Origin of the sequence: Streptomyces sp. NPDC090442 (genome assembly GCF_044769405.1) — a bacterium.
GTDB lineage: Bacteria > Actinomycetota > Actinomycetes > Streptomycetales > Streptomycetaceae > Streptomyces.
The window spans coordinates 98,020-122,422 of sequence record NZ_JBIVXW010000025.1; the positions used below are offsets into that span (position 1 = coordinate 98,020).

The 24,403-nt window shown below is 72.3% G+C and carries 21 protein-coding genes and 1 pseudogene; 13 read left to right on the forward strand and 9 right to left on the reverse strand.

Annotation, left to right across the window (positions count from 1 at the left end):
- Positions 1-44: 44 nt before the first annotated feature.
- From ACIQU6_RS19265 to ACIQU6_RS19280, 4 genes are all read left to right on the forward strand, one after another.
- A complete protein-coding gene (locus tag ACIQU6_RS19265; RefSeq protein WP_403482829.1) occupies positions 45-1,247 on the forward strand; it encodes a sensor histidine kinase in 1,203 nt (400 codons plus the stop codon).
- Positions 1,244-1,906, forward strand: coding sequence for a response regulator (locus ACIQU6_RS19270; RefSeq protein ID WP_403482830.1), 663 nt, complete (start codon positions 1,244-1,246; stop codon positions 1,904-1,906). Before ACIQU6_RS19265 ends, ACIQU6_RS19270 begins: the two co-directional genes overlap by 4 nt.
- A gap of 128 nt (positions 1,907-2,034) precedes the next feature.
- Positions 2,035-3,846 (forward strand): sensor histidine kinase, encoded by a 1,812-nt coding sequence (locus tag ACIQU6_RS19275; RefSeq protein WP_403482851.1) that lies wholly within the window; start codon positions 2,035-2,037, stop codon positions 3,844-3,846.
- Positions 3,847-3,955: 109 nt separating this feature from the next.
- The gene (locus ACIQU6_RS19280; RefSeq protein ID WP_403482831.1) at positions 3,956-4,606 is read left to right on the forward strand and encodes a response regulator; all 651 of its coding nucleotides are present in this window, start codon (positions 3,956-3,958) and stop codon (positions 4,604-4,606) included.
- Between the two features lie 58 nt (positions 4,607-4,664).
- On the opposite strand, the gene ACIQU6_RS19285 is transcribed toward ACIQU6_RS19280, so the two are convergent.
- Both ACIQU6_RS19285 and ACIQU6_RS19290 read right to left on the reverse strand, forming a co-directional pair.
- Positions 4,665-5,513 (reverse strand): oxidoreductase, encoded by an 849-nt coding sequence (locus ACIQU6_RS19285; RefSeq protein ID WP_403482832.1) that lies wholly within the window; start codon positions 5,511-5,513, stop codon positions 4,665-4,667.
- Positions 5,514-5,595: 82 nt separating this feature from the next.
- The gene (locus ACIQU6_RS19290; protein WP_403482833.1) at positions 5,596-6,495 is read right to left on the reverse strand and encodes a helix-turn-helix transcriptional regulator; all 900 of its coding nucleotides are present in this window, start codon (positions 6,493-6,495) and stop codon (positions 5,596-5,598) included.
- 129 nt (positions 6,496-6,624) lie between these two features.
- Here ACIQU6_RS19290 and ACIQU6_RS19295 point away from each other — a divergent pair, with 129 nt between their 5' ends.
- Entirely contained in the window at positions 6,625-7,446 is an 822-nt protein-coding gene (locus ACIQU6_RS19295; protein ID WP_403482834.1) for an SDR family oxidoreductase, read from the forward strand.
- Positions 7,447-7,472: 26 nt separating this feature from the next.
- Here the strand turns inward: ACIQU6_RS19295 and ACIQU6_RS19300 are convergent, their stop codons facing one another.
- A complete protein-coding gene (locus ACIQU6_RS19300) occupies positions 7,473-7,622 on the reverse strand; it encodes a hypothetical protein (RefSeq protein ID WP_403482835.1) in 150 nt (49 codons plus the stop codon).
- A gap of 292 nt (positions 7,623-7,914) precedes the next feature.
- Positions 7,915-8,814, reverse strand: a complete 900-nt coding sequence (locus tag ACIQU6_RS19305; RefSeq protein ID WP_403482836.1) for a virginiamycin B lyase — start codon at positions 8,812-8,814, stop codon at positions 7,915-7,917.
- Positions 8,815-9,074: 260 nt separating this feature from the next.
- Between ACIQU6_RS19305 and ACIQU6_RS19310 the strand changes: the two genes are divergently transcribed.
- Positions 9,075-9,785, forward strand: a complete 711-nt coding sequence (locus ACIQU6_RS19310) for an SDR family oxidoreductase (RefSeq protein ID WP_403482837.1) — start codon at positions 9,075-9,077, stop codon at positions 9,783-9,785.
- Between the two features lie 52 nt (positions 9,786-9,837).
- Here the strand turns inward: ACIQU6_RS19310 and ACIQU6_RS19315 are convergent, their stop codons facing one another.
- Positions 9,838-11,007 carry an anhydro-N-acetylmuramic acid kinase gene (locus ACIQU6_RS19315; protein ID WP_403482838.1) on the reverse strand — a complete coding sequence of 390 codons (1,170 nt, stop codon included), beginning with the start codon at positions 11,005-11,007 and terminating at the stop codon, positions 9,838-9,840.
- A gap of 170 nt (positions 11,008-11,177) precedes the next feature.
- Between ACIQU6_RS19315 and ACIQU6_RS19320 the strand changes: the two genes are divergently transcribed.
- Positions 11,178-12,425, forward strand: a complete 1,248-nt coding sequence (locus tag ACIQU6_RS19320; RefSeq protein WP_403482839.1) for an acyltransferase family protein — start codon at positions 11,178-11,180, stop codon at positions 12,423-12,425.
- Positions 12,426-12,435: 10 nt separating this feature from the next.
- Positions 12,436-13,272 (forward strand): maleylpyruvate isomerase family mycothiol-dependent enzyme, encoded by an 837-nt coding sequence (locus ACIQU6_RS19325; RefSeq protein ID WP_403482840.1) that lies wholly within the window; start codon positions 12,436-12,438, stop codon positions 13,270-13,272.
- Between the two features lie 169 nt (positions 13,273-13,441).
- Here ACIQU6_RS19325 and ACIQU6_RS19330 read toward each other — a convergent pair whose 3' ends face one another.
- Positions 13,442-13,942: a hypothetical protein gene (locus ACIQU6_RS19330; protein ID WP_403482841.1), complete on the reverse strand. Its 501-nt coding sequence runs from the start codon at positions 13,940-13,942 to the stop codon at positions 13,442-13,444.
- Positions 13,943-14,658: 716 nt separating this feature from the next.
- Positions 14,659-15,141, reverse strand: a complete 483-nt coding sequence (locus tag ACIQU6_RS19335) for a hypothetical protein (protein ID WP_403482842.1) — start codon at positions 15,139-15,141, stop codon at positions 14,659-14,661.
- Positions 15,142-15,320: 179 nt separating this feature from the next.
- On the opposite strand from ACIQU6_RS19335, the gene ACIQU6_RS19340 reads away from it, so the two are divergent.
- Both ACIQU6_RS19340 and ACIQU6_RS19345 read left to right on the forward strand, forming a co-directional pair.
- Positions 15,321-16,565, forward strand: a complete 1,245-nt coding sequence (locus ACIQU6_RS19340) for a histidine kinase (protein WP_403482843.1) — start codon at positions 15,321-15,323, stop codon at positions 16,563-16,565.
- Positions 16,562-17,200 carry a response regulator gene (locus ACIQU6_RS19345; protein WP_403482852.1) on the forward strand — a complete coding sequence of 213 codons (639 nt, stop codon included), beginning with the start codon at positions 16,562-16,564 and terminating at the stop codon, positions 17,198-17,200. The genes ACIQU6_RS19340 and ACIQU6_RS19345 overlap by 4 nt, the downstream gene beginning before the upstream one ends.
- 65 nt (positions 17,201-17,265) lie before the next feature.
- On the opposite strand, the pseudogene ACIQU6_RS19350 reads toward ACIQU6_RS19345, so the two are convergent.
- Together ACIQU6_RS19350 and ACIQU6_RS19355 are read right to left on the reverse strand one after the other, a co-directional pair.
- Positions 17,266-17,547, reverse strand: a pseudogene (locus ACIQU6_RS19350) (ankyrin repeat domain-containing protein); the annotation flags it as partial.
- 2 nt (positions 17,548-17,549) lie between these two features.
- Positions 17,550-20,879: a hypothetical protein gene (locus tag ACIQU6_RS19355; protein WP_403482844.1), complete on the reverse strand. Its 3,330-nt coding sequence runs from the start codon at positions 20,877-20,879 to the stop codon at positions 17,550-17,552.
- Positions 20,880-21,095: 216 nt separating this feature from the next.
- Here ACIQU6_RS19355 and ACIQU6_RS19360 point away from each other — a divergent pair, with 216 nt between their 5' ends.
- The 3 genes from ACIQU6_RS19360 to ACIQU6_RS19370 all read left to right on the forward strand — a co-directional run bounded on the left by ACIQU6_RS19360 (position 21,096) and on the right by ACIQU6_RS19370 (position 24,328).
- Positions 21,096-21,479, forward strand: coding sequence for a hypothetical protein (locus tag ACIQU6_RS19360; RefSeq protein WP_403482845.1), 384 nt, complete (start codon positions 21,096-21,098; stop codon positions 21,477-21,479).
- An 85-nt stretch (positions 21,480-21,564) separates the two neighbouring features.
- Positions 21,565-22,899 (forward strand): hypothetical protein, encoded by a 1,335-nt coding sequence (locus tag ACIQU6_RS19365; protein WP_403482846.1) that lies wholly within the window; start codon positions 21,565-21,567, stop codon positions 22,897-22,899.
- 850 nt (positions 22,900-23,749) lie between these two features.
- Positions 23,750-24,328: a GNAT family N-acetyltransferase gene (locus ACIQU6_RS19370; RefSeq protein WP_403482847.1), complete on the forward strand. Its 579-nt coding sequence runs from the start codon at positions 23,750-23,752 to the stop codon at positions 24,326-24,328.
- Positions 24,329-24,403 lie beyond the last annotated feature (75 nt).

Consider the following 24,403-nt stretch of genomic DNA (forward strand, 5'->3'; position numbering starts at 1 on the left):
CCCGACCCCGGGTGCGGACGGGTGCGTACGGTGAAGGAGTGCACATGATCGACCTGCTCAGAGGATGGTTGCGGGCCCGGCCACAGGCGGCCGACCTCGCCGCCGCGTTGACCTGCTTCGCCCTCTCCGCTCCGGTGGCGGCGGGCACCGCCTACCGGCACCACAGCCCGATGGCGTGGTCCGTCGGCGGCCTGGCGTTCGCCTGCGTGCCGCTGATCGCCCGCACCCGCCGCCCGGTCCCGGCCGTCGCGGCGACCCTGGCCGTCAACGTCGTCCAGATCCTGCTGCTGGCCTTCCCCGGCGCCTCCCCCATCGCCACCGGCGTCGCGGTGCACGCGGTGGCCGTGCGCACCGACCGGCGGCGCGCCTGGCGCATCGCCGGCTGCGCGGCCGCGGTGCTGCTGGCCGCCTCCGTCGTCCGCGAGCCGGGCCTGGACAACCTCTGGCAACACCTGGCCGTCATCGCCGGGATGTGCCTGGCGGCGGCCAGCGGCGACGCCGTACGGAGTCGCCGCCGACTCCTGGCCTCCGCACTGGAACGCGCCGAACGGGCCGAACGCACCAGGGAAGCCGAGGCCCGCCGACGCGTCACCGAGGAACGCCTGCGCATCGCCAGGGAACTCCACGACGTCGTCGCCCACCACATCACCCTGGTCAACGCCCAGGCGGGCGTCGCCCACCACCTGATGCGCACCGACCCCGACCACGCCTACCAGGCGCTGGAACGCATCCGCGACACCAGCCGCACCGCACTGGACGAACTGCGCACCACGGTGGGTCTGCTCCGGTACCGCGACGACCCGGCCGCCCCGCGCGAACCCACCCCCGGCCTGGCGCATCTCGACGGCCTGCTGGACTCCTTCCACCACAGCGGCCTCCACCTCACCGTCGAACGGGTCGGCCGGCCAACGGAGTTGCCGCCGATCACCGATCTCGCGGCCTACCGCATCATCCAGGAAGCCCTCACCAACACCCGCAAGCACGCGGGCCCCGTCCCCGTCCGGGTCCGACTCCACCACCGCCCCGACGCGCTGCGGATCACCGTCGAGGACGACGGCTCCACCACACCGGAGACCAGCGACGACGGCGCCGATTCGGTCCCCGGCACCGGCCACGGCATGATCGGGATGCGCGAGCGCGCCAAGGCCGCCGGCGGCACCCTCACCGCCGGCCCGCGCCCCACCGGCGGCTTCCGCATCCACACCGAACTGCCGCTGCGCGTCGACCGAAAGGCCCCGACCCCATGACGATCCGCGTCCTGCTCGCCGACGACCAGGCACTGCTGCGCGGCACGTTCCGCCTGCTCATCGACTCCACCCCCGACATGGAGGTCGTCGCCGAGGCCGCCACCGGACGCCAGGCCGTCGAACTGGCCCGCAGCCACCGCGTCGACCTCGTCCTGATGGACATCCGCATGCCCGACCTCGACGGCCTCGCCGCAACCAGGGTGATCAGCGACGACGAGGACCTCGCGGGCGTGAGGATCCTGGTCCTGACCACCTTCGAGAACGACGAATACGTCGCCGAGGCGCTCCGCGCCGGCGCCAGCGGCTTCCTCGGCAAGGGCATCAACCCCGACGAACTCCTCAGCGCGATCCGGGTGGTGGCCGCGGGCGACTCCCTGCTCTCCCCGACCGCCACCAAGTCCCTGATCGCCCGCTTCCTGGCCCAACCCGCGCCACCCGCCCGCGACATCCCACCGGGCCTGGCTACCCTCACCCCGCGGGAGCGCGAGGCCGTCACCCTGGTCGCCGCCGGCCTGTCCAACGACGAGATGGCCGAACGCCTCTACGTCACCCCGCTCACCGCGAAGACCCACGTCAACCGCGCCATGGCCAAACTCGGTGCCAGGGACCGCGCCCAACTCGTGGTCATCGCCTACCAGACCGGACTGGCCCACCCCTGACACCCGACCGCGCGCCGGGGTGTCTGCCGGCTCACCCGGCAGACACCCCGGAACGACTTTCGTCGCGACCCCGCCGCGACCAAGGGTGACTGCGGAGCCGACCGACGACGCTCTAACGTGGGCCCGTGATGCGCACAGAACGTACGACCCCCTCGGTACCGACGCGCCTGGCGGCCTGGTTGAGCGCGGTGCCCCGCCGGCTGACCTCCGTGGCCAGGGAGTTCCTCGCCCCCGCCATGTGGAGCCCCTGGCGCATCGTGGGCGAGTCGTTGCTGAGCGTGGCGCTCGGACTCCTGGCCGCGCTGACCCAGGCGCTGCAGGGACCGCTGAACAACACCGCCTGGATGATCACGGCCGGCCTGGCCACCGCGCTGCTGACCCTGCTGCGCCGGGTGCTGCCCGCCATGACGCTCCTGGCCACCGCCGTCGGCATGGCTGCCTTCTCCGGCCTGGCCCCGCTGCTGTTGATCGCGTCCTGGTCGGCGGGCCGGCGTATCACCTCGGTCGGCAAGGCGGTCGGCACCTTCGCCGCCGCCTACGCCCTGGGCCTCGGGCTGTTCCTGGCGGAGGGGACCCTCTCGCTCCCGCTGGCCCTGGCCACCGTGGCACCGCTGCTGCTGGTGACGGTGATCATCCCGGGCCTGATCAGCCGCTACTGGTCGCAGCACCGCACCCTGGCGGACACCCTGCGCGAGTACAACGCCCAGATGTTGCGCGAACGCATGATGATCGCCGGACAGGCGCGGATGCGCGAGCGGCAGCGCATCGCCCAGGACATGCACGACAGCCTCGGCCACCAACTCACCCTGATCTCCGTCCACGCCGGTGCGCTGGAGGTGGACCGCACGCTGTCCGGGCAGCAGCGGGAGGCCGTCGGCGTGCTGCGCGGGGCGTCGGTGGCCGCGCTGCACGAACTGCGCGAAGTGGTGGGGCTGCTGCGCGACCGCGCGGAGAGCGCCGGCCAGCCCACCGTCCCCGGCGACAGCGCGGCCACCGCGGACGAGCACTCCACGGTGCCGTCCCGCGGAGTGGCCGGCATCGACGCCCTGGTGGAGGCGTCCCGGGGCGCGTCGGCGACCGTGGACCTGCGGCGCTCCGGCATGCCGGGCCCGCTCACCCCGGCCGCCGACCACGCGGCGTACCGCATCGTCCAGGAGGGTCTGACCAACGCCCACAAGCACGCGCCGGGCGCCCCGATCACCGTGGAGCTGCGGTACGAGCCGGACGCGCTGATCGTCGAGGTCGCCAACGGCGCGGCACCCGAACCACCGGCCAACCGCCACGACGTGGTGAGCGGCGGCCAGGGCCTGACCGGACTGCGGGAGCGGACCCGGCTCATCGGCGGCATGGTGCACGCCGGGCCCACGCCGCACGGTGGCTTCCGACTGGCGGGTGTGCTGCCCTACACCTCCCCGGAAGGCGACGCCCCGCCCCTCTCGCCGGGCGACACCGAGCCGCCCTCCGCCGCCGACTTCCCCGGACGGTTCCCGACAGGCACGGCCGGCGGCGACGTTCCGACCACCGACGACAGCGTTCTGCCCAAGGAACTGGCCAAGGTCATGGGCCGCAGCACCACCCGCAGCTGCCTGGCCATCGGCTGCGGAGGTCTGGTCCTGGTCCTGCTGCTCCTGGTGGTCGCCGGGGTCCTCGGCACCGTCTTCCTGGCGGGCGAGACGGGCAAGGCACTGATCGATCGACAGAAGTACGACGCCTTGAAGGTGGGCCAACCCGAGGCGGAGGCCCGGGCCGAGCTGCCGTCCGGCACCTCGATCCTGACGACCGGGCTGACCAAGGGCGCACCGCCGGTACCCAAGGGGGCCACGTGCGCCACGTTCATGTCGTCCGAGGACAGCACCAGTTGGAACTCGGATCCGGTCTTCCGGTTCTGCTTCCGGGACGGCAAGCTGATCGAGAAGAAGTCCTTCGAAGCCAGGCGCTGAGGGCCCGGTCGGGAGCCGCACGGGCCCCACTCTCTCCTGCGCGGTCGCCGGTCAGGCATGATGCCAGGATGGCCGCAGCGAACAACGCTCCCAACCGCGCAGGAGAGCCGTGATCAGGGTCCTTGTCACCGACGACGAGCCGCTCATCCGGGCAGGCATCAGGATGATCCTGACCTCGGCCGACGACATCGACGTGGTCGCCGAGGCCGCCAACGGTCGCGAAGCGATCGAACTGGCCCGCTCCCAACGCATCGACGTGGCCCTGCTCGACATCCAGATGCCGGTCATGGACGGACTCACCGCCCTCGCCGAACTGCGCCGGACGGTCCCCGACACCCGCGTCCTGATCCTCACCACCTTCGGCGCGCAGGACAACGTGCTGAACGCGCTGACCGAGGGCAGCGCGGGCTTCCTCCTGAAGGACTCGGCACCCACGGAACTCATCCGCGCGGTGCGCGCCGCCGCGGCCGGCGAGGCGTACCTCTCGCCCGGCGCCACCCGCCATGTCGTGGACTCGCTCGCCACCGGCCGGACGGCCCGTGGGAACCAGGCCCGCCGCCGACTGGAAACCCTGACCCAACGCGAACTGGAGGTCCTGTCGCTGCTGGGCATGGGCCTGTCCAACGCCGACGCCGGCCAACGACTCCACATGAGCGAGGCGACGGTCAAGACCTATGTGAGCCGCATCCTCGCCAAGCTGGGGTGCGAGAACCGCGTCCAGGCCGCCCTGCTGGCCCGCGACGCGGGCATCGGCGACTGACCCGCAGCGCGCCCCGGTCGTCAGTCGGGCAGCGACTGCCCGTGCCGACCGAGGGTTCTCACCCCTCGGGGTAGTCGGCGCCGACCGTGAGGTGGCGCCAGGCATCCATCGTGCCCTTCAGGGAGTCGAGCCGCGCCGTCACGACGTCGAGGGCGAGTTTCCCCAACAGCAGCCGCAGCGGCGGGTCTTCGGCCTCGACGACGTGCAGGATCGCCTCGGCCGCGCGGGCCGGGTCGCCGGGCTGCCGGCCGTACGTGGCCAGGGTGCTGGCGCGCCGCGCGCCGGCGGTCGCGGCGTAGTCGTCGAGGTGCCGGGCGGACTGTCGCATGGACGGGCCGGACCAGTTGGTGCGGAAGGCGGCCGGCTCGACCAGGGTGACCCTGATGCCCAGCGGCCCGACCTCGGCGGCGAGGGACTCGGAAAGCCCTTCCACGGCGAACTTGGTGGCGTGGTAGTAGCCGGTGGCGCCGAAGGCGACCAGGCCGCCGAGCGAGGAGATGTTGACGATATGGCCGGCGCGGCGGGCGCGCATGCCCGGCAGCACGGCGCGGACGACGTCGACCAGGCCGAAGACGTTGGTGTCGAACAGCTCGCGGATCTGCTCGTCCTCGCCCTCCTCGATGGCGGCGAGGTACCCGTAACCGGCGTTGTTGACCAGCACGTCGATGCGCCCGAACGCCGCCTCCGCCTGCTCGACCGCCGCTCGGACCCGGTCGGGCCGGGTGACGTCGAGCGCCAACGGCAGGGCACGGTCGGCGTGTTCGGCGACGATGTCGGAGACCGTTGCGGGGTCGCGGGCGGTGACGACGGCCCGGTGACCGCGTGCGAGTACGGCGGTTGCCAGCGCCCGGCCCAGACCGGTGGAGCAGCCGGTGATGAACCAGACGGGAGACTGGGGGACGACCATGTAACGGACTCCTGAGGGAGGATGGACATGTGCGGGATGCCTGATCGTTGCGGGGCCTGCCGGGCGGCTGGGAGCCGCCGGCTCACCACTCCCGGCGAGTCACCTTCTCGGACGGCGTCGGATCCGCGGTCGGATCCGGCGTCGGATCCGGGGTCGGCGCGGTGGCGGCGGCCAGGCTTCCCAGGAGGGAGAGAGCCTGTTCCGAGGGGCTGCCCGGGGCTGCCTGGTAGATGACCAACTGCTGCCCGGGAGCGCCGTTGACGGTCAACGACTCGTATTCCAGGGTCAGTTCACCCACCAGCGGATGCCGGAAGCGTTTGGTCTCGTGGGTCTTGTGACGGATGTCATGACGCGCCCACAGTCGACTGAACTCCGGGCTGTGCAGGGACAGTTCGCCCACCGTTCGGACCAACTCCGGGTCGTCGTCCGCGGCGCCCGCCGCACCGCGCAGCCCCGCCACGGTGCTGACGGCCACCCGTTCCCAGTCCGGATAGAACGTCCGCGCGTCGGGGTCGAGGAACACCAGGCGCACCAGGTCGTCGCTGTGGGTGTGGCCGGCGAACAGCGCCCGTCCCAGGGCGTTGTGGGCCAACACGGTCAGACGGCTCCCCAGGACCACGGCCGGCGTGTGGTGCCACCCCGCCATCATCCGCAGCAGAGCCGGGCTGACCCGGTCCGACCGTGGCCGGGAGCGGCCCCGTGTCCGGATCGGGCGCGCCAGTCGGTGCAGATGCGCCATCGCGTCGTCGTCCAGGCGCAGTGCCTCGCCGAGCGCGTCGACCACCTGGGCGGACGGGTTGCGTTCGCGACCCTGTTCCAACCGCACGTAGTAGTCGATGCTGACCCCGGCCAGCATCGCCACCTCTTCCCGGCGCAGGCCCGCCACCCGGCGCCGGCCGGTGGCCGACAGCCCTGAGTCCTCGGGGCTGACCAGTGCGCGACGGGCACGCAGAAACTCCCCGAGCGGGTTCGCGTTCTCCATGACCGCAACCCTGACATGCCCGAACGGTCCGGCACAGCCCGGAAGGTGGCCGTGGGACTCCTACGATCCCGCCTCACGGGAGAGGCATGGTCTGGCAGCCCCCGTGGCCCCTACCGCACCCTCAACACCATGACTTCTTCCTCTCCTTCCTTTCCTTCCTCTCCCCACCCCACGACCGGCAACGGCCACCACGCCCCTCACCTCGCCGACCGGATCGCGGTCGTCACCGGCGCATCCAGTGGCATCGGCGCCGCCACCGCCCGTCGCCTGGCCGCGGCCGGCGCCTCCGTCGCCCTGCTCGGGCGTCGCGAAGCCCGCCTGGCAACCCTGGCCGAACGGCTCCGCCCCACCACCCCCGGTGCCGTCCTACCGGTGACCGTCGACCTCGCGGACCCCGAAGCCACCGCCGCGGCCGCCCGCACCGTCACCTCGACCCTGGGCCCCGTCGACCTCGTCGTGGCCAACGCCGGAGTGATGCTCGGCGCCCCCTTCGAGGCCGGCCGCGCCGACGAATGGGACCGCATGATCGACGTCAACCTGCGCGGCCTGCTGCACACGGCGCGCGCCTTCACCGACGACCTCCTCGCCGCCGCGGCCCGGGGCCGTCCCGCTGACCTGGTCCACGTCGGCTCCGTCGCCGGCCACGCCCTCTACCCCAACTGGTCGGTCTACTGCGCCACCAAGTCCGCCGTAGCCCAACTGACCCGCAACCTGCGCGCCGAACTGGGACCGCGCGGCGTCCGCGTACGCAACGTCGAACCCGGCGTCACCGCAACGGAGTTGGGCTCGGACATGCAGGACCCCGACATGCGGACGGCGCTCACCCGCATGCGGTCCGACCTGCAACCCCTGACGGCCGACGACATCGCCGAGACCATCGCCTTCTCGGTCTCCGCACCCCCACACGTCAACGTCGCCGAACTGGTGGTCGTCCCGGTACGACAGGGATAGGGCCCGGCGAGGCAACCGCCGCTCCGCTACGTTGCCACCCCCTTGGTTCCGCCCGGACGCGGGCGGAACCAGGCCATCACCACCGCACCCGTCAACACCACGACGCCCACGGCTCGGTAGCCGTCGCCCATCGCCTGGGTGAAGACATCGATGATGACGCACGGGGTTTCGGTCAAGCCGTTCACCCCCCCGCACGGCCCGCCAGGTCTACGTGACCACCACCGCCGAGCCGACCCCGGCCGTTCACGCCATGCTCGACATCCTCACCGGCCTGCCGCGGTAGCCCTCGCCGACCACCCCGGCGCGGCTTGAGAGTTCCCCGATCAGCACGAGAGGGCTCCCTCCGGCTTGACCTTCCAACGGAGCCAGGGAGCAACTCCGTGCGGGCGGCCGCATTCCGCATCGGCCCGCGTGCCAAGGCGGCGCACCGGTGCGATCGTCGAACGCCGGACCGTGCGCGGTTGCGGATCAGGGGGTAGCGAGGCGGGCGAGTGTTCCGATTTCGAGGGCGGTCCAGATGGCGCCGTCCGGTCCTTGGGTGATGCCGTGGGGTTCCGAGGACGGGGTGGGGAGGGGGTGCTCGTCGATATGGCCGTCGGGCGTGATGCGGCCGATGCGGTTGGCTCCCCACTCGGTGAACCAGCAGGTGCCGTCGGCGTCGGCGGTGATGGCGTGGGGGCGTGACCCGCTGTCCGGCAGGGCGAATTCGTCGAGCTTTCCGTCCGGCTCGATCCGTCCGATCCGTCCGGCACCGATCTCGACGAACCACAGGGCGCCATCGGTGCCCGCGGTGATGCCGACGGGGGCGCTCGCCGGGGTGGGGAGCGGGTGGACGGTGACATCGCCGTCGAGTCCGATGGCGCCGATCGCGTTGGCCTGGTTCATCGTGAACCAGAGGCGGTCGTCCGGGCCGGTCGCGAGGGCTGACGGGAAGGCCCCCGTGAGGGGGAGGGGGAACTCGGTGACGTCCCCGTCGGGCGTGATGCGGCCGATCCGATCGGCGGTGGTTTCGGTGAACCACAGCGCGCCGTCGGGGCCCGTAGTGATCCCGAACGGCCCGGCGTCCGGGGTTGGTAGCGGGAACGAGGTGATGTCTCCGGAGGTGGTGATGCGGCCGATCCGGTGGCCGCGGAACTCGGTGAACCACAGGGCGCCGTCCGGCCCCGTGGTGATGAGCGAGGGGCCGCCCGACGCCGATTCGAGCTGGTAGGAGGTGACGGCGCCGTCGGGCGTGAGCCGGCCGATCCGGCCCTGGTGGACCAGGGTGAACCACAGTGCGCCGTCCGGTCCGGCGGTGATTCCGTAGGGGCCGGCCGCACCGTCGGAGACGGCGAATTCGGAGATCGAAACGGTGGGGCGACGCGGCATGGGCGGCATTCCTTGATGGGGGATCGCGGGATCGGTGGCTGGGGGATCGACGCACGGCGGAGGTGCGGCTTCGGATGTGGATGCTAGCCGGGCTTCGGTGTGGAGACCTCTCGGTTTTCCGGCCCGGTGGCGCGGGGCGGCATGGCACGATTGCCCGCGCGGCCGCGTCCGAGGGCGACAGACGGCAGGCGAGACCTGCGATCGAGACATGTGATCGGACGGGCAACGGCCGGAAAATAACGGATGGTTGGAGGAGCGACATGAACGACGTGCTGATCACCGGTGCCACCAAGGGCATCGGGCTGGCGATCTCCCAGCGGTTGGCGAAGGTCGGGTACGGAGTCATCGGCATCGCCCGGAGTGCGCCCGACGAGGAGTTCCCCGGCACCTTCCTCCAGTGCGACCTCTCCGATGTCGACGACACCGCCCGCATGGTGGAAGAGGCCACCCGCGGGCGCGCCATCTGTCGGGTCGTCAACAATGCGGGTATTGCCCAGCCCCAGCCCATCGAGGATCTCGACCTGGCGACGTTACAGCGGGTGGTGGACCTGAGTCTGCGCGCTTCGGTCCAGGTCGTTCAGGCCCTGGTGCCGGGCATGCGGGCGGAGCGCTTCGGGCGGATCGTCAACATCACCTCGCGGGCGGCGTACGGCGCCAAGGACCGTACGTCCTACGCGGCGGCCAAGAGCGCGCTCGTCGGCTGCACCCGTACCTGGGCGTTGGAGTTGGCCGCGGACGGCATCACTTCCAACGCGGTGTCGCCCGGCCCCGTCGCGACCGAGTTGTTCCGTCGCGCGCGGCCCGTCGGCAGTGAGGGGGAGCGGAAGGCGATCGCCTCGATCCCGATGGGGCGCCTGGGCACGCCCGAAGACGTCGCCGCGGCAGTGGAGTTCCTGCTGTCCGACGACGCGGGATTCGTCACCGGCCACGTCCTCGACGTCGACGGCGGCAGCAGCCTCGGCGGGCGCTAGCGCTTCTGACGGATCTCCGTGGAGGAAGGAGCGGCCTGGATGCTCGTTCCGTTCACGTTGTGATGCGCAGTGTGCGTGGGGGACGGGGCGCCGGTTCGGGTAGCCGCAGCGGCGAGCGGCCCGGTGTGATGCTCCCCAGGAGGCTGGCCTGACGGGCGCCCGTGCTGGCGGGGATGGCGCCGGGCAGCCCGTTGAAGGTGAGGAATCCCAGGACGGCGAAGGCCAGCGCCTCCTTGGCGTCGGAGGGCAGGCCGAGGTCGTCGCTCGGGCGGAGCGGTACGGCGGGGAGTTCGTTCGCGAGCATCCGCAGGAGCGTGGGGTTGCGGATACCGCCGCCGGAGACGATGAGTTCGGTGACGTGGTGGGCGCGGCAGGCGTCGGCGACGGTGACTGCGGTGAGGCGGGTCAGGGTGGCCAGGACGTCGTCGGGGGCGAGTCCCGGCGTTGCCTGCAGTGCCTGTTGTAGGTAGGGGAGATGGAAGTGTTCCTTGCCGGTGGTCTTGGGGGCGGGCCGGCGGTAGTACGGATCGGAGAGGAGGAGGCGGAGCAGGTCGGGGTCGGTTCGGCCGGCGGCGGCCCGGCGCCCGTCCTCGTCGTGGTGCGCCGCGCCGCCGGTGAAGTGGCAGACGGCGGCGTCCAGGAGGGCGTTGGCGGGGCCCGTGTCGAAGGCCAGCGGTTCGGTGTCGGTGGCGACGACGGTGATGTTGGCGATGCCGCCGAGGTTGAGCGCCGCCGGTGTGCCGGGGAGCGCGCGCAGCAGCAGGGTGTCCGTCATGCTGACCAGCGGGGCGCCCTGCCCGCCCGCGGCGACGTCCTTGCCGCGCAGGTCGGAGACGACGGGGAGGCCGGTTCGCTGGGCGATCCAGGCGGGTTGGCCGAGTTGGAGCGTGCCGCGGACGGCCCCGTCCTCCACCCAGTGGTACAGGGTCTGGCCGTGTGAGACGACGAGGTCGGCGGCGTTGGCGCACAGTTCGTGCGAGGCGCGCGCCGCGGCGGCCGCGAAGGCGCGTCCAATGCCGGTGTCCAAGGCGCAGAGGGTCTGCGCGGTCGTGGGGGCCGGGGGCAGCGTCGCGGCGATGAGGTTCCGCAGGTCGTCGGGGTAGGGAACGGAGAGGTGTCCGAGCGGTCGCAGGCGCAGGACGTCGCCGTCGAGGGTGAGGTCCCCGGCGGCCGCCTCGATGGCGTCGTAGGAGGTGCCTGACATCAGGCCGATTACGCGCATGGCGCCATCGATACACCTTGGGGGTTCCGGCTGTCACGGTGCCGCCGACCGCCGCCGCTGCTGATGCCGTGGGTCCGGCTACCCTCTCTCTATTCGTTCCGTGTATACATGCACAGTATAGTTGGGGGCGTTGCTCGGCGACCCTCGCCATCCGCTCTGGAGAACTCACCGTGCGCAAAGGCAGTTTGACGCTATCCGTCCGACCGGGAGTCGGGCTCGACGAGGTTCCCGAGGGTCAAAGGAGCGAGCGGAAGTCGACGAGGGGGCCGGCCGCTGGCGCGCGGCTGGCCGCCATCGACGGGCTGCGTCTGGTAGCCGCCCTCGCGGTGGCCGCGTACCACTACGTGGGCACGACGACCCCGCACTTCTGGGGAGACAACGACCCCAGGCAGTTCGCTCCGGCGCTGCACGAGATCAGCCGCTACGGTTGGTTGGGCGTCGAGTTCTTCTTCCTGATCAGCGGCTTCGTCATCTGCATGAGCTGCTGGGGGCGCACGCCCGTGCAGTTCGCCGTCTCCCGCATCTCCCGGCTGTTCCCGTCGTATTGGTGCGTTGTGCTGATGGTCGTCGGCCTGGTCCTGATCGCCCGGCTCGCGCGTTTCCAGGCAGCCACGCCGATCAACCCGCGGACGATACTGGGGAACCTGACGATGGTCCCGGGGCCGTTGGGGCTCCAGTTGATCGAGGGGGTTGCCTGGACGCTCTGGGTGGAGGCCCGCTTCTACCTGCTCATGGCGGTCATGCTGTTCATCGGGCTCACCTATCGCCGCGTGATCGCCTTCTGCGGTGCCTGGCTCACCCTCGCGCTCGTCGCCCGCGAACTCGACTCGGCCGTACTCGACGAGTTCGCCGTCAGCCAGTACGCGGGCCTCTTCGTCACGGGCATAGCGCTCTACCTGATGCACCGGTTCGGGCCGAACCTCGTGCTGTGGCTGCTGGCCGGCTTCGCCTGGTGCTACCAACTCACCGTGCTCAACGACCGGGTGACGGCCCACGCGGTGCCACCCGCCGAAGGGGGCGCGCTCTCCTGGGCCGTCTGCGCCGCGGTGCTGACAGCCTTCCTCGCGCTCCTCGCGCTCGCCGGCGTCGGCCCACTCGCCCGGTGCCGGTCGCGGTGGTTGGTGACCGCCGGCGCGCTGACCTACCCCTTCTACCTGGTGCACCAGAGCATCGGCATACCCGTTGCCAAGGGGTTGTTGCAGAAGGTGCCTGGGCTTGGTGTCCTCCCGTCGATGGCCGTGGCGGCCGCGTTCGCCCTGCTGCTCTCGGCCGTCATCCACCGCATGGTCGACAGGCCCCTCGGACGCGCGATGCGGCGCCAGCTGATGCGTGGGATGAGCCCTCGGAACCGACCGGCCGATCCGGAGGGGCGGCACGGCCCCACAATTGGGAGGCCGGGGAGGGAAGTTGGGCAGTAGCGTGTGGCGCATGACTGCCCAGGAATCGCATGCGACCCCGCCCGGCCCGCTGCAGGGGGCCCTCGACCACGAACGCTACTGTGCGGAACTGCTGGCCGAGACCGAACGCCTTCGCGCCGCGCTGCGCGGCGCGGATCTGACCGCGATCGTGCCCACCTGTCCCGACTGGACCCTGGCCGAGCTCGCCCGACACGTCGGCGGAGCGCACCGCTGGGCCGGGGAACTGGTCGCGACCCGCGCCACCGACCTGATCTCCCCGGCCGACGTGCCTGGCGCTGCCGGGCCGGACGACGACAGTCCCGAGGCACTCGATGCCTGGCTGGTCGAGGGTGCGGAGCGCGCCGTGGCGGCGCTTCGCGAGGCCGGCCCGGACGCTGCCGTCTGGTCCTGGTCCCCGGATCACCGGGCCGGGTTCTGGGCCCGTCGGATGGCCCACGAGACGGTGATCCACCGCGCCGACGCCGCGCTCGCGGCCGGCGCCGACTACGTGGTCCCGCCGGAGCTCGCCGCCGACTGCCTGGACGAATGGCTCCAGTTGTGCGCCCTGCCGGAGGCGGCCGGGCGCTGGGCGGAGCACGCCGACGGCGTGTTCGGCCCCGGCCGGACGATCCATCTGCACGCCACCGATTCCCCGACCGGCCTGCACGCCGAGTGGATCCTGGACCTGACGGGCGACCGGCTGGCCCATCGCCGCGCCCACGAGAAGGCCGCGGTCGCCCTGCGCGGCCCGCTCACCGAGCTGTTGCTGGCCCTGTATCGCCGGCGGTCCGTGGACGACACCGGAATCGAGGTGCTGGGCGACCGTTCGGTGTTCGACGCCTGGCTGGACTACGCGTCCTTCTCCTGAACCGGGCGGCGGCGGGCCGGAGTTGCGGTGACTGGTCCGGCCCGCCGCCACTCCCGTTCGCAACTCGCTCCACTGGTCCGCCAATTGGCGCTAGCGGGCCAGGTGGTGGGTTCGGTCAACCGCGGCGAGCACGCACATACCGCGACAGCCGACCCACTGCAGAAGCCCCCTAGCGTTGGACGGGCGGGCAGTAACCGGTCTTCTCGCCGATGGCGTTGATGTCGGCGTTGGACCGTGAGTCGCCCGCGTAGTTGACCTGGTTCGTGCAACTCACTCCGGGCTTCTTGGGGGTGCCCGCCGGCTTGGCGCTCTTCTCCGGAGCGGGGCAGTGGCCCGTGTTCTCGCCGATGCTGTTGATCTCGGCGTTGGACCGCGGGTCGCCCACGTAGTTGATCCGGTCCGTGCACTTCGTCCCGCTCTTCTTGCCGCTCTTCTTGTGCATGTCCGACGACGCGGTCTTGGCGGAGCCATGGTTCGTCCTCGCCGTGGAAGCGGGGGCCTGCGGGGTGTCCGCGGAGGCGCTGGGCGAGGACGAGGACGAGGAAGGCGCAGACGAGGCGTTGCCGTTGCCGCTGGTGCCCTGGCAGGCGGTGAGGCCGAACGCTGCGATGGCGATCACCGCGGCGGCGGCGGCCTTGCGGGCGTGGTGGAGCGTGGTGCGGTGCGGCATGCGCTTTCCCCGTTTTCTCGGAGTGGTGTGGCGGGTACGTGAGAACCAGATTGCCGGCCGCCGCTGGTGATCCACCGTTGTCCGGCTAACGCCTCGCTAACGCCGGTGGCGGGTCGTTCCGGTCGGCGACGCCGGGCGCCGTGTGCCCCATGCTCACACCCGTTCCGTCCCCACGCGACTCGTGAACTTGACGTTCCCTGCCGGTATTTGACGGCATGGGGGCGATGCCCGGCCGGCGATGCTTCCCCACTCAGGCGCCCCCTGACTGGGAATCCCTCGACCCCTCCATGCTTTGCGGGCTGTTTGCTGCTTCACGCGCGGGAAAGCGGGGTACGCGTGAAGCTGTCCCCGTACTTCATCCGTTGTCGCGGCTACGGCAATCGCGCCTGCCCTACTGCTCTCCTCCCCGGCCGTCGCCGCCGAGGCCACCGCGTCACCGGGCAACTCCGCCCCTGACGCGGTGTCGGAATGCCCGGCCGGACGCGCAGCCGGACACCCAGGGGAACGCGAGGGCCGACAACGACAACCGCTTCGAAAACCTCAAGATCACCGGCAAGTCCAAGCCCGGCAGGGGCATTGCGGTCGGCTTGCGTCCTACTGCTCTGGTTGCCCGGCGATGTCCGGCCCGGTGGTCGACTGTCTGGCGATCCGATGCCGGCCGACCCGACACCCCTCGGATGCCGGTAACGAACGTTCGCCGAACGGGTCGCATTGCCCTACGACGACCGGGCGTCCCGGGTACCCGCGCCCCCGCTCGGTTGGGTGGCGAGCCAGGCGCACAGGGCGGTCAAGGGCAGTTCGGTCGCGGCGGCCATGAGGGCGGCGGTGGCGAGCGCCGGGCCGGGGGCCGCGGTGGACAGGTCGAGATAGACGTCGGCGAGGAGGAGCACTGCCGCGACGGTGGCGGGGGCGGTGTGGCGGGGGTCGGCGCGGATCAGGCGGGTTCCGGCGGTGAGGAGGGCGGCGGCCTCCAGGGCGTCGAGGGCGATCCAGGGGGCTGCCTGGGCGGGCGGCAGGCTGCCGGCGAGGTAGCCGAGCCAGGGCAGGAGGGTGAGGCCGGCGGCCGTGAGTATGCGGCCCTGCCAGCGGCGGGCCCGCCGACGGCGCGCGGGGTCGAGGTGCTCGGGCCCGTCGTGCCCGGCGGAGTCGACCGTGCAACTGCCGCTGTCGGCGGGGGAGATGAGGGCTACGAGGGCCATGGTGGGAAAGACGCCTTCCTGGCTGAGGGGCCCGACCGTCGGGCTCCTCCACAAGACTGGGTTCCGCGCCGGCCACGGTCAGTAGCGTGGCTGTCCGACTCGGGGTGGTGCTAGCTACACCCGTACCGCGGCAGTTGGCGTGATGGTCGCCGCTGAGCTGGGCGTTTACCGTCGTAGTCATGAACCGATCCGACGGGCGGCCGCGCCGCCTGGCCCGCATACGAACGCAGCTCGCCTTCCTGTGCACGGGCATCCTGTTGCACAGTGCCGCCTTCTTGTTGTGGGTGTGGTTCAGCCTCACCGCCGTCTTCGCCCCCCGCGGGGCCCTGGTCCCGTTGGTCTTCGCCGCCGCGGCCACCACGGGCGTCACCTGGCTCCAGCGCCGCCGCTTCGCCGCGTACGCGGACACCGAGATCCCCCGCACCGCGCCCGTACAGGGACGCAACGAACTGGAGCGCGCCAGGCACCGACTGGGCACCAGCGCGTACTGGCGCCAGCTCGGCTACCACCAGCTCGCCGGCCCGGTGTTGGGCCTCGTGGAGGCCGTGCTGCTCGCCCTGTGGCTGGGCAGCATCGGCGGCATCTCCTTCTACGCCTGGTACTGGGTGCTGCCGCGGGACTGGGCCTTCACTCGCTGGGCGGACGTCGACGGCTGGCTCTTCGCCGTCGCCGGACTGGCCGTACTGCCCTGGCTGCCGTCGCTGACCGGCGCCGTGATCCGCCTGGAGTCGGTCAGTGCCGTGCGGCTGCTCGGGCCCAGCCGGGCCGAGGAGTTGGCACGGCGGGTGGCGGACCTGGCCGAGCGGCGGGCCGAGGCGCTGGCCGCCGCGGACGCCGAGCGCCGGCGCATCGAGCGCGACTTGCACGACGGCGCCCAACAGCGGCTGGTGTCGATGGCGGTCAACCTGGGCCTGGCCCGGACCACCCTCACCGATCTGCCGCCCGAGGCCCGTGCCGTCATCGACGAGGCCCACCGCGCGGCGAAGGAGGCCCTGGACGAGCTCAACCACCTGGTGCGCGGACTGCACCCGCACGTCCTGGACGACCGCGGCCTGGACGCCGCGCTCTCCGGCATCGCCGCCCGCGCACCCCTGCCCGTCCGTGTCAGCGTGGACGTCGCCGAGCGCGCCGCGCCGGCGGTGGAGGCGGTGGCGTACTTCGTCGTCTCCGAGGCGTTGACCAACGTCGCCAAGCACGCCCGGGCCCGTCACGCCGAGGTGGTGGCGGAACGGGCCGGTGGGACCTTGCGGGTGCGCGTCGCCGATGATGGTGGAGGAGGGGCCGACCCCTCCGGAGGGACCGGCCTGACCGGGCTCGCGCGGCGCGTGGCCTCGGTGGACGGCACCCTCGCCATCGACAGCCCCCCAGGGGGCCCGACCGTCATCACCGTGGAGTTGCCGTGCACGCTGCCCAGCGCGCTGTGATAGCCGAGGATTCCGTTCTGCTCCGGATCGGACTGGTCAAGGTCCTGGAGACGGCCGGGTTCGAGGTGGTCGCCGAGGCCGGCGACGCGGACGGGCTGTTGCGGGCGGTGGAGGAGCACCGCCCGGACATCGCCGTCGTGGACGTCCGCATGCCGCCCGGCTTCACCGACGAGGGCGTGCGGGCGGCCCTGGTCATCCGTCAACAGCGCCCGGAAACCGCCGTGTTGCTGCTGTCACAGTACGTCGAGGAGCGCTACGCGGCCGAACTGCTCGCGGCCCACACCAGCGGCATCGGCTACCTCCTCAAGCAACGGGTCGCCGACGTCGAGGAGTTCATCGAGGCGCTCCGCCGCGTCGCGACCGGCGGCACGGCCCTGGACCCGCAGGTGGTCGCGCAGTTGCTGGTACGACGCCCGAGCGACCCGATGGAACGGCTGACCGAGCGCGAGCGCGAGGTGCTGGCACTGATGGCCGAAGGCCGCTCCAACGCCGGGATCGCCGCCCAACTGGTGGTCAGCGAGAGCGCGGTGGCCAAGCACATCAACAGCATCCTGGCCAAGCTGGACCTGCCCAAGGCCGACGGCGACCACCGACGGGTGCTCGCCGTGTTGCGCTTCCTGGGAGTGGGCGCGTAGCGGCGAACGGGCGGCCTCACCCTCAAGGAAACGTAGGACTGCCAGGACCCGGCACTCCTGGTCGGTCAAGGCACTTCCCCGGCCCCGAGGTTTTCCGTAGTGGTGCCGGCGCCCGCCGCGGTCAGCAGGGCGGCGGTTTCGTGGTGTGGTCCGTACGGGCCGTCGTTCGCCCAGGACATGGGGGATCGGCCGGTGCCGTGGTCTTCCCGCAGGTCGGGGTCGGCGCCGTGGGCCAGCAGTGTGCGTACCGTCTCGGTGTGGCCCCAGCATGCGGCCGCGCACAGCGGCGTGCCCTCTGCGCCCAGGCCGGCGCTCTCGGCGTCGGGGGAGGCGCCGGCCGCCAGGAGTTCTACCGGCATACCCCGGCCGCCGGCAGGTCCGGGAGGAGGCGGGACCAGCGTTGGGTGTCGATGACGGTGCAGGTGCGGCGGGCGACGTCGGTGGCGTCGATGTCCCAAAGGTGGGCGGAGCGGTCGCTGTTGACGGTGGCCAGGGTGTGGCCGTCGGGGGAGAACCAGGCGCCCACGAGGGGGGTCGTCGAGCCGGTCAGGACGCCGGTGGGGCGTTGGGAGCGCACGTCCCACAGGCGCGCGGTGTGGTCGGCGGCGGTGGTCACCAGGGTGCGTCCGTCGGGGCTGAAGGCCAGGCCGTAGACGGAGTTGGTGTGGCCGGTGAGGGTGCCCTCGGGGTGGCCGGAGGGCACGTCCCACAGGCGTGCGGTGTGGTCGGTGGAGGCGGTGGCCAACGTCCGGTCGTCGGGGCTGAAGGCGAGGGCGTTGACGGTGTTGGTGTGGCCGGTGAGGGTGGCCAGTTGGCGCCGGGCGGGCACGTCCCAGAGGCGGGCCGTGCCGTCGGAGCCGGCGGTGGCCAACAGGCGGCCGTCCGCGCTGAGCGCCAGGGCGCTGACCGGGCCGGGGACGCCGGTGAGCGTCGCCGTGAGCCGGTGGGTGGTCGTGTCCCAGAGGCGGGCGGTGTCGTCCGTGCCGACGGAGGCCGTCGTGCGGGCGTTCGCGCTGAGTGCCAACGCGCGGACCCCGTCGGTGGGTTGGGGTAGTACGGCGGTCGGTTTTCCGGTGGTGAGGTCCCAGACGCGGACGGTGCGGTCGGGGTCGACGGCGGCCAGGGCACGGCCGTCGGGCGTGGTCGCCACCACCTGCGCGGCATCCGTGCCGGGCGTGAGGGCGGGGCGGCCGCCGCGCGTCCACTGCGCCACCGCGTCACCGTGGTCGAACGTGGCCCGCTGCCGGCCCGTGGAGACGAACGCGGTCGTCGCCACCACCCCCGCACGGCCGTTGAGGACACCGGTCTGCCGTCGGTCGCGCACGTCCCACAGGTGTGCCTTGTCGTCGGTCTCCGCGCCGGCGACCGTGTGGCCGTCGGGGGCGAACGCCACGGCGAAAACGGTCGAGTCGGTGGTCAGGACGCCGGTCGCGGCGTGCGCGGCCGCGTCCCACAGCCGGACGGTGTGGTCGTTGCCGGCGGTGACCAGCGTCCGGCCGTCCGGTGCGAACGCCACGCCCTCCACTTTGCCGCTGTGGCCGGTGAGGGTGGCGGTCTCCCGGTGCGTGGCCGCGTCCCACAGGCGTGCGGTGTGGTCGTTGCCGGCGGTGGCGAGGGTGCGGCCGTCGGGGGAGAAGGCGACGCCGATCGCCGCGTCGGTGTGGCCGGTGAGGGTGGCAGTCGCCTTGTGGGAGGTGGTGTCCCAGAGGCGGATGGTGCGGTCGCTGCTGGCGGTGGCGAGGGTGTGCCCGTCGGGGGAGAAGGCCACCGCGTCGACGGCACCGGTGTGGCCGGTGAGTTGGTTGGTGTAGTAGCGGGCGTAGGCGCTGAGCAGGCTGCTGCGCGCTTCGGCCGTACGGGCCTGCCGGTATCCCTGGAGAGCCACGATCATCGCGGCCTCGGGGCGCTGCACGGCCAAGTTGTCGGCACGCGCCGCCAGTTCGCGGGAGATTGCGATGCTCCGCTGGGTCTCGGCGGCGCTGCGCTGCCAGAGGGCCACGGTGGTGGAGACCAGGGCGAGGACCAGCAGCAGGCTGAGTGTGGCGATCACGCCGCGGGTGCCGCGCACCCGGCGCCGGTCCGCGGCGATGCTGGCCGCCAGGAACGCGCCCTCCAGGTCGTTCAGCGCCGCCGGCTCGCCCTCGGCCCAGGCGCGGGCCGTGCTCAACTGGCTGCCGCGGTACAACGCCCCTTTGTCGCGGCCGAAATCCTGCCAGGTGTGGGCGGCCGTGGTGAGCTGTCGGTGGGTCCGCAGCGCGTCGCGGTCGCGGGTGAGCCAGCCCTGCAACCGGGGCCAGGCGCGGATGACGGCCTCGTGGGCGACCTCGACGGTGTCGTCGGCCAGCACGATCAGGCGGGCGGCGGCGAGCCGGTGCAGCAGCGCGTCCAGGACGGCGGGCTCGGCCAGCCCGTCGAGTTCGGCCCGCTGCACCCGGCGCCGGGTGTCCTCGGTGCCCTCGCCCAGGGCGGTGAGCCGGACGAACAGCGCGCGCAGGGCGTCCTGTTGACGGGCCGGCACGGTGGCGTACAACTGCTCCGCGGTCTGCGCGATGGCGCCGCGGATACCGCCGCTCGCCCGGTAGTCGGCCAGCCGTAAGGTGACTCCTTCGTGGCGCCGCCACACCTCGCGCATGGCGTGCGCGACCAACGGCAGTGCGCCGGGCTGACCCCCGGCGTCGGCCAGCACCGCCTCGACGAGGCCGGGCTCCACGCTCGCCCCGGCAGCGGCGGCGGGCTGGGCGATGATGTCCCGCAACTCGCCGCGCGTGGGCGGGCCGACGAGGAGCCGGGCGCCGGTGCGCAGAACGGACATCAGCGCCTCATGGGCGCAGCAGTGGGCGAGGAAGTCGGTGCGGACCGCGATCACCGTGCGGATGTGGGGGGTGCTCGCGCGGCACAACTCGGCCACCGCCGCCAGGAACGCGTGCCGCTCGCCCTCGTCCGCGCACAGCGTGAAGGTCTCCTCGAACTGGTCGATCACCACCAGGACGTGCTCGTCCTCCGGCCGCCCGGCCAGCCAGGTGCCGAGCGCCAGCGCCGACGCCGCCGGGTCGGCGGCCAGTTGGCGACCGAGCCGCTCCGCCTCGCCGCCGGTCAGCCGCGCCACGGCGGTGGCCAGCGCCGACAGCGGCCCGGCGCCGGGCACCAGCACCAGCGCATGACGGCCGTCGACCGGCTCCGGCAGCAACCCGGCGCGCAGCACCGAGGACTTGCCGCAGCCCGACGCCCCCACCACGGCCACCAACGGCTCGCTCTCCGCCCGCAGCAGCACCTCCTTCACCAGCTCCGAACGACCGAAGAACACCTCGGCGTCCGTCGCCGTCAGCGCGGCCAGCCCCGGATACGGGCAGCGGGCCCCCTCCCCGTCCGCGTCCGGATCCCCCTCGGCGTCCAACTCCGCGGCCGCGGCCCGCCACCGGGTCTCCCACTGAGCGGCGTCGCCCCCGCAGGCCCGCGCGTACGCCACCGCGACCGGTAACGACGGCAGCCGCTCGCCCTTGGCCGCCTCCGCCAGGGTGCTCGCCGCGAAGTGCGCCCGCCTGGCCAGCACCCGGTAGCTGGGCGTCCCGGCCTCCCGCCGCAACTGCCGCAGCTCCCACGCCAGCCGCTGGACGGGACCCGCGGTCGGATCGACCGGCCGCTCCGGCCTTCCCAGCCGGCCCCCTTGCGCACCCGTCACCGCAACCTCCCCCGATCGCCTGCTCGTTCCCCCCGCTCCATTGAACGACTTGTCTGTCCTGTGCGAGCAGGGCTTTCGGACAATACCCGGCCGCCCCAAGGTCGATGTCAGCGATCGGCCCGCGGCAGATCCACCGCGCCGACCGTCCAGGAAGACCGAACCGACACCACGGACAACCGGCCCGATCCCGGGTCCGGTCCGAACAAGGGGGCGACCATGACATTCGCGAAGTACAAGGTTCCGGCGGCGCTCGTACTGGCGGGGATGGGCCTTGTGGGGATGGCCCAGACGGCGACGGCCAACGACCTCACCGTCTACACCCGCGACAACTCCGGCCACGCCAAGTGGTTCGAGGCCAAGCACGAGATCGGCGTCTGCGACGACAAGGCCGACGGCTGGGGGACGCGCGGCTACATCTACCGGCCCACGCACGGTGACCCCGGCAACGGCACCGTCCTGCTGAAGGTGAACGACCCCAGCGCCAGCGGCCACTGCGGCTGGGGCCGCCTGCCGCAGTCGCCGGCCGGCCACATCAACATCAAGGTGTGCAGCTACCAGGGCGCCAAGATCGAGGACTGCAGCTGGGCCCCGATCCGCTGACCGCGCCACGGCGCGGGGCCGGGCCGCACACCCGGCCCGGCCCCGCCCGACACCTCACCACCGCACCAGGAGATCGGATACGCACATGACACGAGCCCCACGGTGCGCCGCGACGGCACTGCTGGCGCTCGGCGCCGCGCTGCTGCCGGCCACCGGCACCCAGGCCGCACCGCACGCACCCGGCGGCAATCCGGGCCCGCTGCTCCCGCTGACCTCCGCGGCCGAGCGCGCCAAACTGACGCTCACCGAGCACCGGGTGAGCCCGCACACGCTGTCGACGCTGGACGGACTGCTGGCGCACGCGAGCGTGCACTCCGTCCTGAACAGCGCCAACCACCGCATGCGCAACGCGGCGGACTGCGCACACACGGAGTCCGCCGCGCTGCCCCTGGCGCCCAAGGCCGCGGCCGCGTACTGCTGGGACCACGGCGACGCCACCACCCAGGACTGGCTACCGCAGTCGGTCACCACCTCCGAAGGCGCGACCGACAACGGCACCTGGGGCCCGGACAAGGTGATCCTGTCCGGCTGGACGCACAACGCCGCCAAGGGACCCGCGCGGGACGACGGACTGGCCCGCGTGGCCTTCGTCAACGCGAACAACCCCGAGGCCCTCAGCTACCGTTGGGCGCTGCTGGCCGTCCCCACCGACGGCGGCCACAACTTCGCCAAGCTCGGCTCCCACCTGGGCGGCATGGCCTGGTACGGGGACAAGCTGATCGTCACCGCCGCCAACGGCGACGCCCACCGCAACGCCCTGTATGTGTTCTCGATGAAGCACCTCCTGCGGGCCACCGTGCGCAGCTCGGCGATCGGCAAGGTCTCCGGCGGCTACGCGGCACACGGCCTCCAGTACGTCATGCCCGCCATCGGCTCGTACAGCCTCACCTCCGCCTGCGACTCCTCCGCCGGTCACGGCACGCCCTGCTTCGCCTCGGTCTCCCTGGACCGCAGCGCCGGCGCGCCCAGCATCGTCGCCAACGAGTGGTTCTCCTCGGGCGGCAGCCAGCCGGCCCGACTCTTCCGCTACCGCCTCGCCGCCCCCGACAGCGCCGCGCCCCTCGCCACGGACGGCAAGGGCCACGCCCCGGCGACCGAGGCGTACCGCACCGCCGCGGTCGGCCTCCAGGGCGCCGTCTCGCACCAGGGCGTGTGGTACGCCGCCGACGCCCGCGGTGGCCGCGGCCAACACGGCATCATGTGGCGACTGACCACCCGCGGCGCGACCTCCGCCCACGACTGCGGCTCCGACCGCCCGCAGGCGTGCTGGGCACAGCACTCCGAGGGCATGGCCCTCGCCGACCGCACCGGCCAGCTCTGGTCGCTGACCGAATGGGCGGCCGCCGCCGACGCGAAGTGGCACCCGCCCGCCATCCCTGAACGGGTCCTGTTCTCCGTCCCGTTGACGTCCCTGAACTGACCCCGCCAGACCGGCCGGGTGGCTCTGCCACGGGGGGAGAGCCACCCGGCCCCGCGGCGAGCCGGCATCGCTGTCGGCACCGATGCCGGAACGCGCCGAACGCGCCGAACGCGCCGGAACGCAACCGTCCGAACAAGGAGGAAGACCATGCCAGGAGTACGGGGCGCAGCAGGAGTAACGAATTCGTCGCCAACGCCAAGAGGGCCAGCGGCGCCCCCTGGGACCTGCCGAGGGACTGCATCGGGTTGGCCTTTGAGGGGCCGTCGAGCAACGGTTCCCGGATCCCGCGCAGACGCCGGTCGAAGAAGGCGCCGACATAGCTCCGCGTGGTCTTGTCCCGAGCGGGTCGGCGAGCGGTGTTGCCCAGGAACATGAAGGGCCTGCCCCGAAGCCCGGCGGCCGGGATGGGCACATGGAACGTGCCGTCCGTATTCATGCCCGCCCCGCACCCGGTCGTCGGAAGCCAAGGCGCGCGCGGTGCTGTCGCCGCCGATGGAGTGCCCCGCCATGCCCATGCGCTCGGGATCGATCATCCACCCGTATTTCCCGGTGGCATGACGCCGCCTCAGCTCACCGCTCACGAACGACAGGTCCTTGGCCCGGCTCGCGGTGGCGGTGCCGAGCTGGCCGGGCTCGACCGTTTCGCAAGGGCCGGGCGCGGGTCGCGCATCGGTACGCGCGTAGGTGCGGGTAGCGCTCGGCGTCCGGGCGGGCACCGTGTTCTCCAAGTGCTGGTTCGCCAGGATCGGTTGGGACCGGACGGAGCGGTCCCCACTCCCAACTGCCCTATGGGCAAGGCGGCGAGGCCATCGGTCACCCCTCGGGCGTCTCACTCCTCTACCGTGGCGTGATGAGTAACGGCTCCCTCACCGGTCGCATCGCCCGTCTCACCCCGCTGTCCGTTGACCACGCGGAGGCGCTGTTTCCTTCCGCGTCTCATCCGGAGGTCTGGCGGTGGATGCCGCGACCGCGCCCGGAATCCCTGCCACAGATGCGCGCGATGCTCGACCGGATGCTGACGGATCCGACGCGGCGGTGCTTCGCGGTCCAACGCCTGACCGACGGGGCCGTGATCGGCTCGACCAGTCTGTACGAGCTCGACCTGGCCCAGGGCCGCGCCGAGATCGGTGCGACCTGGTTCGATCGCTCTTGTTGGGGAGGCCCCTACAACGCCGAGTCCAAGCTCTTGCTCTTCGGCCACGCATTCGACGACCTGGGGCTTACCCGAGTCGCCCTGCGCACCGACAACCTCAACGAGAGGTCCCAGAACGCCCTGTCGCGACTGGGCCTGACCTACGAAGGAACGCTGCGCAGCCACATGGTCCGCCAGGACGGTACGCGTCGGGACTCGCTGTACTACAGCCTGCTCGCCGACGAGTGGCCGACGGTGCGCGACAGACTGCTGACCAGGAGCCTTTTCCATCTGTAGCTCTGGAGGGTTGGGTGTGGCTATGAGGTTGACGCAGGGGAGAACGCGCGGGGCACCTCCGTGGTTGGGCAGGTC